Below are 13,941 nucleotides of genomic sequence, written 5' to 3' on the forward strand. Positions count from 1 at the left end.
TTTCACAAAAACGTCATCAACCTGTGATGCATTCCGGGCGATCCTTGCACATTCCGCTTTTTTGACTGCCAATACTTTCGATGTCCTTACGCTATCCCCTTCTTAATCGCGAACTGGGCATTCTGGGTTTTAACGAACGTGTATTGTCGCAAGCCGCCGATACCTCAGTGCCCTTGCTCGAGCGGCTTCGCTTCATCTGCATCACCAGCAGCAACCTGGACGAATTTTTTGAAGTCCGGATGGCCGGCATGCAGGAACAGATGCGCGACAATCCGGGCTCGCTCTCGCCCGACGGCATGTCGCTGCAGCATGTGTACGACCTCGTGGTCGAACGCGCGCATCGCCTGGTGCATCAGCAATACGTGATGCTTCAGGACACCGTGTTTCCCGCGCTGGAAAGCGAAGGGATCTACTTTCACGGCGTGGAGTCGTGGACCGAGGCGCAGACCGACTGGGCCTCCGATTACTTTCAGAACGAGTTGCTCCCGGTGTTGACGCCGATCGGCCTCGATCCCGCACATCCGTTTCCGCGCGTGCTGAACAAGAGCCTGAACTTCGTGGTCGAGCTGGAGGGTAAGGACGCGTTCGGCCGCCAGGCCGTGATGGGTATCGTGCAGGCGCCGCGCGCGCTGCCGCGGCTCGTGCGCATGCCCGAGGCGCTGTCAGGGTACCCGCACGGGTTCGTGCTGCTGAGCTCCCTGATGCAGCGTTTTGTCGACGCGCTGTTTCCGCATCTGATCGTGCGCAGTTGCAACCAGTTCCGCATCACGCGCAACAGCGAACTGTTCGTCGATGAAGACGAAATCACCAATCTGCGCGTGGCGTTGCAGGGCGAACTGCCCGCGCGGCACCTGGGCAATGCGGTGCGGCTGGAAGTGTCGGCGGAGACGCCACCGCACATGATCCGGCGCCTGCTTGACGAGAGCGAACTGAACGACCGCGATTGTTATCGCGTGAACGGGCCGGTGAATCTCGTGCGTCTGATGCAGTTGCCCGAGATGGTCGACCGGCCGGACCTGAAGTTCGTGCCGCATATTCCGGCGGTGCCGAAGACACTCGCGGCGTCGTCGAATCTCTTCGATGCCATCGATCAGGGCGACGTGCTCCTGCACCATCCGTACGAGAGCTTCCAGCCCGTGCTCGAGTTGCTGTTGCAGGCGGCCAAGGACCCGCAGGTCGTCGCGATCAAGCAGACCATCTATCGGACAGGCACCGACTCGCCGCTGATGGACGCGCTGATGCAAGCCGCGCGCAACGGCAAGGAAGTGACCGTAGTGGTGGAACTGCTCGCGCGCTTCGACGAAGAGACGAATATCAACTGGGCTTCGCAGCTCGAAGCCGTGGGCGCGCATGTGGTGTACGGCGTGGTCGGCCACAAATGCCACGCGAAAATGATGCTGATCGTGCGGCGCGTTTCGCAGAACGGCAAGATGATGCTCAGGCGTTATGTGCATCTGGGCACGGGTAACTATCACCCGCGAACCGCGCGTCTTTATACCGATTTCGCCGTGATGACCTCGGATCAGCAAGTCTGCGAAGACGTGCATCACGTGTTCCAGCAACTCACCGGCATTGGCGGCGAATTGCGCTTGCATCAGCTCTGGCAAGCGCCTTTTACGCTGCATCCGAATCTGATCGAAGCCATTCGTGCTGAAGCCGATAACGCGCGCGCCGGAAAGAAAGCGCGGATTGTCGCCAAGATGAATGCGCTGCTCGAACCGACCGTGATCATCGCGTTGTATGAAGCGTCGCAGGCAGGCGTGAAAATCGATCTGATCGTGCGTGGGGTCTGCGCGTTGAAACCAGGCGTTGAAGGCATGTCCGAGAACATCACGGTGCGCTCCATCGTTGGGCGTTTTCTCGAACATCACCGCATCTTTTATTTTTATGCGGGCGGCGAAGAGAAGGTGTATTTGTCGAGCGCGGACTGGATGGATCGCAACTTCTTCCGGCGTGTGGAAGTGGCTTTTCCCGTGAATGATCGCCGCCTGAAACGGCGCGTGATTGCCGAAGGATTGTCAGTCTTTCTCGGCGATAACCAGTCGGCGTGGCTCATGCAGAGCGACGGGCATTATCAGCGGCGCAGGCCGGGTAAATCGATGCGCAACGCGCAACTGGGCCTGCTCGCGAAGTTCTGCCCTTGATGGTGTGAACGTGCCTTGGCTTCCGGGCACTTCGGGGCACGTCAGGCAGCAATCGATTTTCTCAACGCCGTACGGGCGGCAGAAAACTTCACCGAGAAAGTACTGCCCCGCCCTTCCTCGCTTTTGACTTCGAGGTCGGCCCCATGCCGTTGCAATACATGCTTCACAATCGCCAGCCCGAGGCCTGTGCCGCCGGTATCGCGTGAGCGGCTTCTATCGACACGATAAAACCGCTCCGTCAGACGCGGAATATGTTCGGCCGGAATGCCGAGACCGCTATCCCGCACTGAAAACACCGCGCGATCCCGAATGCGCTGCCACGATACATCGATCGTTCCGCCATCCGGCGTATAGCGAATCGCATTCGTTACCAAATTGGCAAGCGCGCTGACAATCTCCGTTTCCGAACCGGCCACCGTCAGCGCTTCATCGGCACTGAATGTAATTCTATGTCGGCCATTCGAAAGATTATCAGCGTCTTCTTCCAGATGACGCAGCACTGCGCGCATGTCGAGAACGTCGTCGCTAGGCGGTTTGACATCGCCTTCGAGATTCGCCAACACGAGCAGATCCCGCACGATGTTCTGCATGCGCGACGACTGCTGCTCCATCATATCCAGATAACGCGCCCGGTCGGATTCGTTCAGCGGCAACTCGCGCATCGTCTCTAGAAAGCCCGACAGCACCGTCAAGGGCGTCTTCAACTCGTGCGAAACGTTCGCGACAAAATCGCGGCGCATGGAATCCGTTCTTTCCAGTTCGGTTATGTCCTGGGTCAGAATCAGCTTCCGGTTTTCACCGTAGGGGAATATTTGCACCGCCAACACGTTCTGCCGGTTTAACCCCATCCCGCGCATCACCAGCACCGACTCATAATGCTGCGAAGCGAGATAGCGAACAAAGTCGGGCTGACGCACCAGATGCGTGATGTGCTGACGCAGATCGCGTTTGGCATCGAGACCAAAATGCGTTTCCGCGATCGCGTTGCACCACTCTATCTGGTCGCTGTCGTCGAGCATGGCCACGCCATTCGGCGACGCCTGTATGCCCTGGATAAATCGTGAGTGCTGCTGCTCGACCTGGCGCACCTGCGCATGCCAGCGCTTTGCAAGCTTATGCAAGCGATAATAAATCTCGCCCCACACGCCCGGCGCGCTCGGCACTTCGCCGTACACCGGCGCGTCGAGCAAACGCCACAGGCGCTGCGTATGAAAGGTGGTGAAAAGGGTTTGCAGAACGAGCATGACGAGCGCAAAACAGAGCGCGGCACGCACTCCGAACAGTGCGCCAACGATCCCGCTTAATACCGCGAGCAACGCGAGGGACACGAGCGACCGCGTCCAGATGATATTCATGAATTAGCGGATCGAGATTATTGCCACGCGACCACAATTGGTCGCGGGCTTCAAGCACTCTTGGCCAGCCTGTACCCACTGCCACGAACCGTTTCAATCATAGCATCGCAACCAGCGGGCTTTAGTGCTGCGCGCAGACGCTTGATATGCACGTCCACCGTCCGCTCTTCCACGAATACGTGATCGCCCCACACCTGATCCAGCAATTGCGTGCGGCTATGCACGCGCTCAGGATGTGTCATGAAGAAATGCAGCAAGCGGAATTCGGTCGGTCCGAGATCGAGCTTGATATCGTCGGAATGACCGTTCGTATGCGCCGCCACCCTATGAGTAGCCGGGTCGAGACGCAACCCGTTGATTGCCACCACGTCTTCCGTCAATTGCGGCGCGCGCCGGCGCAATACCGCCTTGATCCGCGCCATCAATTCTTTCGGCGAAAACGGCTTCGTCACATAATCGTCCGCGCCGATTTCAAGTCCGAGCACCTTATCCTGCTCGTCGCCGCGGGCGGTGAGCATGATGATCGGAATGTGTTTCGTGCGTTCGTTGCCGCGTAATTCCCGCGCAAAGGCGATGCCGGATTTACCCGGCAGCATCCAGTCGAGAAGTACTAGGTCCGGCAAGACATCGCTGATCAGGTTTTGCGCCTGTTCCGCGTTATAAGCACGAATGGGGCAATGGCCCGCGTGTTGCAAATTTACCGAAATCAATTCGGAAATCGCGGGTTCGTCTTCTATAACGAGAATGCTGCTGGGCATCGGCACCTCTGTAACCTTCTTCGCGTAAGTTAAATAACTGACATCTGGATCACAAAAGAATCAGCTCAGTGCTTCACGTTCAAGCTGATCGCGCGACACATGGCGGACATCCGTTCCCTTCACAATGTAAATAATGAACTCCGCAATGTTCTTTGCGTGATCGCCGATACGTTCGACCGCTTTAGCGATGAACAGATAATCGAGACCCGCCGAAATCATGCGCGGATCTTCCATCATGTACGTCACCAGCTTGCGCACGAACGCACGGAATTCTTCGTCGATGGCCTTGTCGTCGCGAACGATCTGCGCGGCCGCGACCGTATCCAGGCGCGCGAACGCATCTAGTGCACGGCGCAGAATAGAGACCGCCATTTCGCCGGACAACTTGATTTCCGCGATATTGACGTTGCGCCCCATGCCATCTTCGTTGATGCGCTTCACGCGCTTGGCGATCTTCTCGGCTTCGTCGCCGGCACGCTCGAGGTTCGTAATAGTCTTCGAAATCGCCATCAACAAACGCAGGTCACGCGCGGCCGGCTGACGGCGAGCGATGATGTTGCTGCATTCCTCGTCAATCTCGACTTCCATTGTGTTGAGGCGCGTTTCGGCAAGAATCACCGCCTCGACAATATCCATGTCGAACGTATTGAGCGCCTGCATGGCGTTGATAATTTGCGACTCGACCAGACCGCCCATCTCCAACACCTTCGACGACACTGCATTCAGATCGGCGTCAAACTGGCTCGACAAATGTTTATCGGACATATGTGCTCCTGAAGTCCTTTTTTAGCCCGTGCGATTGTGCAATAAACTCAACCAAACCGGCCGGTAATGTAATCTTCCGTTTCCTTGCGGGACGGCTTGATAAAGATCTTTTCCGTATCGCCGAATTCAATCAATTCGCCCAGATACATATAAGCAGTGTAGTCCGAACAACGCGCCGCCTGCTGCATGTTGTGCGTGACAATCACTACCGTGTAGTCATCTTTTAGTTCAGCGATCAACTCTTCAATGCGGCCGGTCGAAATCGGGTCGAGCGCGGAGCACGGTTCGTCGAGCAACAGCACTTCAGGCCGGATCGCAATGCCGCGTGCGATGCACAGGCGCTGCTGCTGTCCGCCCGACAAGCCGTAGCCGCTTTGCTGCAGCTTGTCCTTCGCTTCGTTCCAAAGCGCCGCTTTGGTCAGCGCCCATTCCACGCGGTCGTCCATCTCCGAGCGCGACAGTTGCTCGAACATCTTCACGCCGAACGCGATGTTGTCGTAGATCGACATGGGGAACGGCGTCGGCTTCTGGAACACCATGCCCACGCGCGCGCGCAGCAGCGAGATGTCGCGGCTGGTGTCGAGCAGGTTCGCGCCATCCATCAGGATCTCGCCTTCGGCGCGCTGCTCCGGATACAGCGCGTACATCTTGTTGAATGTGCGCAGCAGCGTGGACTTGCCACATCCCGACGGTCCGATGAACGCCGTCACCTTGTGTTCGGGAATGCGCAGGTTGATGTTCTTCAGCGCGTGAAACTTGTTGTAGAAGAAGTTGAGGTTGTTCACCTCGATCTTCGGTTTCATCGACCCTGCCGGGGGCGAGTGATGCGTCGGCTTGAAACTGCCGGGTACCGCGCCTCGCTCCACCGGGTTTGCGCCGGAGTTGTCACCGCTGCCGGCCGGATTAGCGTTCCGGGCGCTCACATCGCTTGCGACTGTGTTCATGGAAAGATTTCCGCCTTATTTTTTCGAGAAGATCGCGCGTGCCAGGATGTTCAGACCGAGCACGCCGAGCGTGATCAGGAACACGCCGGCCCACGCGAGCGCTTGCCATTGCGGGAACGGGCTCATCGCGAACTTGTAGATCGTGACGGGCAGGTTGGCCACTGGCTGATTCATATCCCACGAGAAGAACTGGTTGGACAGTGCCGTGAAGAGCAGCGGCGCGGTTTCACCGGTGATGCGTGCTACGGCAAGCAGTACGCCCGTCACGATGCCGCTTACCGACGCCTTCAGCGTAATCGAGACAATCATCTTCCACTTCGGCGTGCCGAGTGCGAAGGCTGCTTCGCGCAGCGCATTCGGCACGAGTCTCAGCATGTTCTCGGTCGTGCGGATCACGATGGGAATCTGCAGCAAAGCGAGTGCGATCACGCCTGCCCAGCCACTGAAGCGACCCATTTGCGCGACCACCAGTGCATACACGAACAAGCCGATCACGATCGACGGCGCCGACAACAGGATGTCGTTGATGAACCGCGTTACGCTCGCGAGCCAGCGTTTATCGCCATATTCGGCGAGATAGACGCCCGCAAGAATCCCGAGCGGCGTGCCGACGAAGGTCGCGAGCAGCACCAGCATCAGGCTGCCCACAATAGCGTTCAGCAAACCGCCGCCGTCCGTATTAGGCGGCGGTGTGTTCTGCGTGAACAACTCAATCGACAAACCGCCGACACCCAGCTTGAGCGTTGTATAGAGGATCCAGATGAGCCAGAAAAGACCGAACGCCATGGCCGCCAGCGACAAGATCAGCGCCACCGCGTTCGTACCGCGCCGGCGTCGCTGTAGCTTGACACGTGTCGCTTGTTCGCGTTCCGGATTGCCTGAACCGGGGAATTGCAACGTGGGCTGGCTCACTTTGCGCCCTCCCCTTTTTCAAGCCGAAGCAGCATGAGTTTGGACAGTGACAACACGACGAACGTGATCAGGAAGAGGATCAGCCCCAGCTCCATTAGCGCCGACGTATGCAGACCCGGACTCGCTTCGGCGAACTCATTGGCGAGCGCCGAGGTAATGCTGTTGCCTGGGGAAAACAGCGAGACGTTATCGAGCAGATTGGTGTTGCCGATCACGAACGTCACCGCCATGGTCTCGCCGAGCGCGCGGCCAAGGCCGAGCATCACACCGCCGATCACACCAGTCCGCGTGAACGGCAGCACAATTTTCCACATCACTTCCCACGTCGTGCAACCGATGCCATACGCCGATTCCTTCAGCAGGACCGGCGTGACTTCGAACACATCGCGCATCACGGCCGCGATGTACGGAATGATCATGATCGCGAGGATCACACCGGCGCACAAGATGCCGATCCCAATGGGCGGTCCCTGGAAAAAGCGGCCGATAAACCAGACATCGCCGAGCAGCTTGCCCAGCGGTTTCTCGAAGTATGTCGCAAAAATAGGGGCGAAAACGAGCAGGCCCCACATGCCGTAGACGATCGAAGGGATCGCCGCGAGCAATTCAATGGCCACGCCGAGCGGCCTGCGCAACCATGCAGGCGAGAGCTCAGTCAGGAACAGCGCGATGCCAAAGCTGACCGGCACCGCGATGATCAGCGCGATGAGCGAGGTGGCAATCGTGCCATAGATAGGAACGAGCGCGCCGAAACTATCGGTCTGTGGATCCCAGTCCGCTCGCCAGAGAAAACTGAGACCGAATTTTTGAAGCGTAGGCAGCGAAGCCACCACCAGCGACACGATAATGCCGCCCAGTAGCAGCAGCGTGACGACGGCGGAGAGCCGTGTCAGTCCACCGAAAACGATATCACCGAGCCGGCTCGGAGCGCGTTGAGCGCGGCTGGCGGGCGGAGTCGATGAGAGTTGAATGTCCGACATGGGAGCCTTCGGAAGGGCCGCGCGGCGGATACCGCGCGGCGATACGGACCAAGAAGCCAGATGCTTGTTGCTTACCGCTTACTACAGCTTACGGCGCGAGCGACTTGCCCGACGCGTCCTTGACCTTCGTCTTCCATTGCGTTTCGATTTGGGCAACAACCGAATCAGGCAGCGAAATGTAGTCGAGTTCGTTTGCTGCTTGCGTGCCGTTCTTGAACGCCCAGCCGAAGAACTTCAGCGTTTCCGCGCCTTGTGCTTCCTTTTCCTGCGTCGTGTGAAGCAGCACGAAAGTCGCGCCCACGATCGGCCATGCGTCCTTGCCCGGCTCGTTCGTCAGGATCTGGTAGAACGACTTCGACCAGTCCGCGCCCGCTGCCGCTGCCTTGAACGTTTCCGTCTTCGGCTCGACCACTGCACCCGACGAATTTTTCATGTCGACGTACGTCATCTTGTTTTGCTTAGCGTACGCCCATTCCACGTAACCGATAGCACCCGGCAGACGCTGAACGAACGCGGCGACGCCGTCGTTACCCTTGCCGCCCGTACCCGTCGGCCAGTTGACCGTCGAACCTTCACCCACCTTGCTCTTCCACTCGGCGTTCACCTTGGACAGATAGTTCGTCCAGATGAAGCTCGTGCCCGAACCGTCAGCGCGGCGCACAACAGCGATGTCCGTATCCGGCAGCTTCAGCTTCGGATTCAACGCGACGATAGCCGGGTCGTTCCACTTCTTGATCTTGCCGAGGTAGATGTCGCCGAGAACTTCACCCGACAGCGTCATCTCGCCCGCCTTGATGCCCGGCACGTTGATTGCCGGCACTACACCGCCCACTACTGTCGGAAACTGGAACAGCCCCTGCTTTTCCAGTTCGTCGTCCTTCAGCGGCGCGTCCGAGCCAGCGAAATCCACCGTCTTCGCGATGATTTGCTTGATGCCGCCCGAGGAACCAATACCTTGGTAGTTGACCTTGCCGCCGCCCGACTTCTGGTACGTATCGGCCCATTTCGTGTAAATCGGTGCAGCAAAGGTGCTGCCCGCGCCGGTGATGTCAGCAGCTTGCGCCGACATCGCAAACATTGCGCCGACGATGCTTGCGAGCGCGGTGTGCATCAATTTCATGTGATCTCCAGGGTTGTGAGCAAGTGGCTCGACACCGCGAAGGATAGGGTTTCAATGTGACAGTCCGATGACTATTGATGAAAACAGCGTGACAATCAGCTTACTATCATGAAAGTTCTTCGTAGGAGGTTTTAGCCGCCGGGGCCTAGTGGGATGGGCGTTTGAGGCGGCCTGGAGAGGTTTCTTTCAATGATTGGCGAGACGGCCCGATGCCCCTTCATGTGGCGATTTATGTCAGCGAAATAATTTTAGAAAGCGCGTGCTTTTTAAGCGTTTTCGACACTACGAATTCGTGGGCAGGGCTCTAATACAAAAACGCCACGGAGCGAACCGTGGCGTTTTCCTGGTGCCGATCCTTCGGCTACCGTCAGGTCGTCGCGTCCTTCACGACCTTCGCGATGCTTTCCGCCTGCGCGATGGCGTCCGTTTGTGACGCTGCCTCGACCATCACGCGCAACACCGGCTCGGTCCCCGACGCGCGGATCAGCACCCGGCCATGCGAGTCCAGCGAGCGCTCGGCATCGGCAATCGCTTGCTTGATGGCGTCGCTGCTCTTCCAGTCGGCGTCCGCACTCATGCGCACGTTGATCAGCTTTTGCGGGAACAGCGTCACGCCTTCGAGCAGATCGGCAAGCGCCTTGCCGCTGCGCTTGATCGCCGCGAGCACGAGCAGCGCCGAAACAATGCCGTCGCCCGTGGAATGCCGGTCGAGCGACAGAATATGCCCCGATCCTTCCGCGCCGAGTATCCAGTTGTTCTCACGTAGCTTCTCGAGGACGTAGCGGTCGCCAACGGCGGCGCGCACAAACTGTACGCCCGCCGCCTTCAGCGCGACCTCCACGGCCATGTTCGTCATCAGCGTACCAACCGCACCGTCCACGTGTCCGTCCGTCGCGATACGGTCCTTCACCAGCACGTACAGCAATTCGTCGCCGTTATAGAGCCGGCCCGAGGTATCGACTACCTGCAGACGGTCTGCATCGCCATCGAGCGCAATGCCGATATCCGCGCGATGCTCTTTCACCGCGCGCACGAGCGCGTCGGGCGCAGTGGCGCCGACGCCGTCGTTGATGTTAAAGCCGTTCGGCGACACACCGATTGTCACCACTTCCGCGCCAAGCTCGTGGAACACCTGCGGCGCGACGTCGTACGCGGCACCATGCGCGCAATCCACCACCAGCTTGAAACCATGCAGGTCGAAGCTGGCCGGGAACGTACTCTTGCAGAATTCGATATAGCGGCCGCGCGCATCGTCAAGCCGGCGTGCCTTCCCCAGCAGTTCGGACGGCGCGCAGGACATGGGTTCGTCAAGTTGCGCTTCGATCTGCAACTCGACTTCGTCCGGGAGCTTGTTGCCATCGGCGGAAAAAAACTTGATGCCGTTGTCGTAGTAAGGATTATGCGATGCGCTGATCACCACGCCTGCCGCCAGACGCAGAGCACGCGTGAGGTACGCGACGCCCGGGGTCGGCATCGGGCCGGCCAGCATGACGTCGACGCCCGCCGCCGAAAAACCTGACTCCAGCGCTGCTTCCAGCATGTACCCGGACACCCGCGTGTCCTTTCCGATCAACACCGTCGGACGACTGCCGCGCTGCGCCCACCGATCCGCGCCTGCCAGCACTTTGCCGGCTGCATAACCCAGCCGCAACACGAAATCGGGCGTGATCGGCGCCTCACCGACCTTGCCCCGAATACCATCTGTACCAAAATATCGACGTACCATTATTTCGTTCTTATCCTTGCGCAAAATTAAGCGCGAACCGTGAATTCCCATACTCGCAATGCGTCCGCAAAGTTTATGCCGTCAAATGTTGCCGCTCATTGCACCGCGTTGCCGGCAGCGCGCACCGCTTGCCATACTTTTAATGCGTCGGAAGTAGCCGCGACGTCGTGAACGCGCACGATCGCCGCGCCTCGTTGCGCCGCGCACACCGCCGCCGCCACACTCGCGGCCACACGCTCGACCGGTTGCGTTCGCCCGGTCACCGCACCGAGCATCGACTTGCGCGACATGCCGGCCAGTAGAGGCACACGCAGATTCGAAGGCCGTGTCTCGGCGAAATGCGCTAACAAAGCGTAATTATGATCGATCACGGACTTGCCGAAGCCGAATCCAGGATCAAGGCAGATCCGTTCCACGGCGATTCCCTCGCTCGTCAGCGTCCGTACCCGTTCCTCGAAGAATTCCCGCACCTCCGTCACGACGTCGCGATACACAGGCTCATGGATTTGCATGGTTTGCGGCTCGCCGAGCATGTGCATCACGCAGACACCACACGTGCTGTCTTTCACCGCATCAAGCGCGCCTTCGCGGCGCAAACCCCAGATGTCGTTGACCATATCCGCGCCGGCGTTCAGCGCGGCGCGCATCACCGCGGGCTTGTAGGTATCGATGGAAAGCGGTACACCCGCCGCCCGCAACGCTTCGATTACCGGAATCACACGCTCGAGCTCTTCGTCGAGCGGCACGGGTGGCGCGCCTGGACGCGTCGATTCCCCGCCAATATCGATAATGTCAGCGCCATCGCGAATCATGTCGGCAGCTTGCGCGAGCGCGGCGTCACGCGCGACGAAACGGCCGCCATCGGAAAACGAATCCGGCGTGACGTTGAGAATGCCCATGATCAGCGGACGCTCGAAGCTCAGCGTGAAGCGACCGCATTGAAGCGGTTGTGCGACAGCGTGATGAGCGTTTGAAAGGGGTGACGACTGCATAGTGGTCCAGCCAGGCAATTGAATTGAAGAGTCAGAAACGTTTGCGCATACCCGTTCAAGGCGCCTACAGCAGCTATTGAGCAATCCTCGACCAGGTCGGCAAATATGCACTGGGCGGCTTGAAAAAAACAAGCCGCAACGAAAAGGGGCTGGTGTGAGAACACACCAGCCCCTTCCAAATTGCCTCAGGTTCCGCGTCAGGCTGAAGCAGGAGCCGTGGCGTTACCCGGTTTGACTTCCGCGCCGGTATTTCCACCACCCGACGACGGATCGCTCGACGGCGGCGGCAGATTCTTCGGCGGACGCGGCGGACGACCGCCCATGATGTCGCTGATCTGGTCTGCGTCGATGGTTTCCCATTCCAGCAGCGCCTTTGTCATGGCTTCGACCTTGTCGCGATTATCTTCCAGCAGCTTGCGCGCGAGACCGTATTGCTCATCGAGAATCCGGCGAATCTCGGCATCGACCTTTTGCTGCGTGGCTTCGGACACCGTCTTCGACGCCATCTTGCCAAACATGCCGTCCTGCTCCGTATCGACATACACCATCGTGCCGAGCACATCCGACATGCCGTAGCGCGTCACCATGTCGCGCGCCATCTTCGTTGCGCGTTCGAAGTCGTTCGAAGCACCCGTGGACATGGAGTTCAGGAACACTTCTTCCGACGCCCGGCCACCAAACAGAATGGCGATTTCCTCGAGCATCTTGTCGCGATACAGGTTCACGCGATCATGTTCCGGCAACTGCCACGTCACGCCCAATGCCCAGCCACGCGGCATGATGGTGACCTTGTGGACCGGATCGGCATGCGGCAACAGCTTCGCCACCACCGCGTGACCCGACTCGTGATAAGCCGTATTGCGGCGCTCTTCTTCACGCATCACGGCCGACTTGCGCTCCGGACCCATGAAGATTTTGTCTTTCGCGTCCTCGAAATCCGCCATCTCGACGATCCGCTTGCCGCGGCGAGCTGCGAACAACGCTGCTTCGTTCACGAGATTCGCCAGATCGGCGCCCGAGAAGCCCGGCGTGCCGCGTGCGATCACCGAAGCGTCGACGTCGTTCGAAATAGGTACCTTGCGCAGGTGAACCTTCATGATGTGTTCGCGGCCACGGATATCCGGCAAGCCGACGTACACCTGACGGTCGAAACGGCCCGGACGCAGCAACGCTTTGTCCAGTACGTCGGAGCGGTTGGTCGCAGCGATCACGATCACGCCGGAATTCGCCTCGAAACCGTCCATTTCCACCAGCATCTGGTTCAACGTCTGTTCGCGCTCGTCGTTACCGCCGCCCATGCCGGCACCGCGATGACGGCCCACAGCATCGATTTCGTCGATAAACACGATGCAAGGCGCATGCTTCTTCGCTTGCTCGAACATGTCGCGGACTCGAGCTGCACCCACGCCGACGAACATTTCAACGAAGTCCGAACCCGAGATGCTGAAGAATGGAACTTTCGCTTCGCCTGCAATAGCGCGTGCAAGCAGCGTCTTACCTGTACCTGGAGGGCCGACCAGCAGCACGCCGCGCGGAATACGCCCGCCGAGCTTCTGGAATTTCTGCGGGTCGCGCAAGAAGTCGACGAGCTCGGAGACTTCCTCCTTCGCTTCGTCACAGCCGGCCACATCGGTAAAATTGATCGCGTTGTTGTTCTCGTCGATTAACCGCGCTCGCGACTTGCCGAACGAAAACGCGCCGCCCTTCCCGCCGCCTTGCATCTGCCGCATCATGAAGAACCAGAAGCCGATGATCAGGATCGTCGGCCCGAGGTAATACAGCGCTGAGACAAGCGCGTTCGGTTCGTCGTCGGCCTTGCCGCTGACCTGAACGCCGTACTTCATCAAGTCGCCGACCATCCAGATATCGCCAGGCGACACGATCTGATATTTCTGACCGTCTGCGGGAGTGACGGTGAGATTACGGCCCTGAACGGTAACGGTCTTGACCTTACCGGTCTTCGCATCGTCCATGAATTGCGAATACGAAACACCTTCCTGGACGCGGGGCTTGTCGAACTGCTTGAACACCGTGAACAGCACCAGTGCGATAACCAGCCACACCGCTGCCTTAGAGAACATATTGTTGTTCAAAGCACCACTCCTTCACTCATAGACGGGCGCCTACATTCGCCTTGCGGCACCACGAAAGCATTCTAATCCAGACCGCAAACCCCTGCTATAGCCTTTAACTAGCACGAAGATAGCGGTCAGGACCTGATTTCCGGACACATCCGGCAAAAATG

General features: G+C 58.9%; 11 protein-coding genes. 1 reads left to right on the forward strand and 10 read right to left on the reverse strand.

Annotated features, from left to right (window positions below; genetic code table 11):
- Nucleotides 1-80 precede the first annotated feature (80 nt).
- Nucleotides 81-2,144: a polyphosphate kinase 1 gene (gene ppk1 / locus EOS_RS00670; RefSeq protein ID WP_047844678.1), complete on the forward strand. Its 2,064-nt coding sequence runs from the start codon at nucleotides 81-83 to the stop codon at nucleotides 2,142-2,144.
- Between the two features lie 41 nt (nucleotides 2,145-2,185).
- Here the strand turns inward: ppk1 and phoR are convergent, their stop codons facing one another.
- From phoR to ftsH, 10 genes are all read right to left on the reverse strand, one after another.
- Complete coding sequence (gene phoR / locus EOS_RS00675; protein WP_047844679.1) at nucleotides 2,186-3,499, reverse strand: phosphate regulon sensor histidine kinase PhoR; 1,314 nt, start codon at nucleotides 3,497-3,499, stop codon at nucleotides 2,186-2,188.
- A gap of 50 nt (nucleotides 3,500-3,549) precedes the next feature.
- Entirely contained in the window at nucleotides 3,550-4,257 is a 708-nt protein-coding gene (gene phoB / locus EOS_RS00680) for a phosphate regulon transcriptional regulator PhoB (protein WP_047844680.1), read from the reverse strand.
- A 60-nt stretch (nucleotides 4,258-4,317) separates the two neighbouring features.
- A complete protein-coding gene (phoU, locus tag EOS_RS00685; protein WP_047844681.1) occupies nucleotides 4,318-5,022 on the reverse strand; it encodes a phosphate signaling complex protein PhoU in 705 nt (234 codons plus the stop codon).
- Between the two features lie 47 nt (nucleotides 5,023-5,069).
- The gene (gene pstB, locus EOS_RS00690) at nucleotides 5,070-5,825 is read right to left on the reverse strand and encodes a phosphate ABC transporter ATP-binding protein PstB (RefSeq protein ID WP_183146081.1); all 756 of its coding nucleotides are present in this window, start codon (nucleotides 5,823-5,825) and stop codon (nucleotides 5,070-5,072) included.
- 156 nt (nucleotides 5,826-5,981) lie between these two features.
- Entirely contained in the window at nucleotides 5,982-6,878 is an 897-nt protein-coding gene (pstA, locus tag EOS_RS00695; RefSeq protein WP_047844682.1) for a phosphate ABC transporter permease PstA, read from the reverse strand.
- A complete protein-coding gene (gene pstC / locus EOS_RS00700) occupies nucleotides 6,875-7,858 on the reverse strand; it encodes a phosphate ABC transporter permease PstC (protein ID WP_047844683.1) in 984 nt (327 codons plus the stop codon). Before pstC ends, pstA begins: the two co-directional genes overlap by 4 nt.
- A gap of 88 nt (nucleotides 7,859-7,946) precedes the next feature.
- Nucleotides 7,947-8,978 (reverse strand): phosphate ABC transporter substrate-binding protein PstS, encoded by a 1,032-nt coding sequence (gene pstS / locus EOS_RS00705; protein ID WP_047844684.1) that lies wholly within the window; start codon nucleotides 8,976-8,978, stop codon nucleotides 7,947-7,949.
- Nucleotides 8,979-9,345: 367 nt separating this feature from the next.
- Nucleotides 9,346-10,704 carry a phosphoglucosamine mutase gene (glmM, locus tag EOS_RS00710; protein ID WP_047844751.1) on the reverse strand — a complete coding sequence of 453 codons (1,359 nt, stop codon included), beginning with the start codon at nucleotides 10,702-10,704 and terminating at the stop codon, nucleotides 9,346-9,348.
- A gap of 95 nt (nucleotides 10,705-10,799) precedes the next feature.
- On the reverse strand, nucleotides 10,800-11,696 hold the full coding sequence (gene folP, locus EOS_RS00715; RefSeq protein WP_047844685.1) for a dihydropteroate synthase: 897 nt from the start codon (nucleotides 11,694-11,696) through the stop codon (nucleotides 10,800-10,802).
- A 197-nt stretch (nucleotides 11,697-11,893) separates the two neighbouring features.
- Nucleotides 11,894-13,789 (reverse strand): ATP-dependent zinc metalloprotease FtsH, encoded by a 1,896-nt coding sequence (ftsH, locus tag EOS_RS00720; protein ID WP_047844686.1) that lies wholly within the window; start codon nucleotides 13,787-13,789, stop codon nucleotides 11,894-11,896.
- Nucleotides 13,790-13,941: the final 152 nt, after the last annotated feature.

The organism is Caballeronia mineralivorans PML1(12) (assembly GCF_001028175.1).
Classification (GTDB): Bacteria; Pseudomonadota; Gammaproteobacteria; order Burkholderiales; family Burkholderiaceae; genus Caballeronia; species Caballeronia mineralivorans.

What these genes read in the sequence shown, in the direction of transcription:
- pstB (WP_183146081.1), bottom strand. Translation starts at nt 5,825, where the DNA reads ATGAAACCGAAGATCGAGGTGAACAACCTCAACTTCTTCTACAACAAG.
- phoU (WP_047844681.1), bottom strand. Translation starts at nt 5,022, where the DNA reads ATGTCCGATAAACATTTGTCGAGCCAGTTTGACGCCGATCTGAATGCA.
- phoR (WP_047844679.1), bottom strand. Translation starts at nt 3,499, where the DNA reads ATGAATATCATCTGGACGCGGTCGCTCGTGTCCCTCGCGTTGCTCGCG.
- glmM (WP_047844751.1), bottom strand. Translation starts at nt 10,704, where the DNA reads ATGGTACGTCGATATTTTGGTACAGATGGTATTCGGGGCAAGGTCGGT.
- ppk1 (WP_047844678.1), top strand. Translation starts at nt 81, where the DNA reads ATGTCCTTACGCTATCCCCTTCTTAATCGCGAACTGGGCATTCTGGGT.
- folP (WP_047844685.1), bottom strand. Translation starts at nt 11,696, where the DNA reads ATGCAGTCGTCACCCCTTTCAAACGCTCATCACGCTGTCGCACAACCG.
- pstC (WP_047844683.1), bottom strand. Translation starts at nt 7,858, where the DNA reads ATGTCGGACATTCAACTCTCATCGACTCCGCCCGCCAGCCGCGCTCAA.
- pstS (WP_047844684.1), bottom strand. Translation starts at nt 8,978, where the DNA reads ATGAAATTGATGCACACCGCGCTCGCAAGCATCGTCGGCGCAATGTTT.
- phoB (WP_047844680.1), bottom strand. Translation starts at nt 4,257, where the DNA reads ATGCCCAGCAGCATTCTCGTTATAGAAGACGAACCCGCGATTTCCGAA.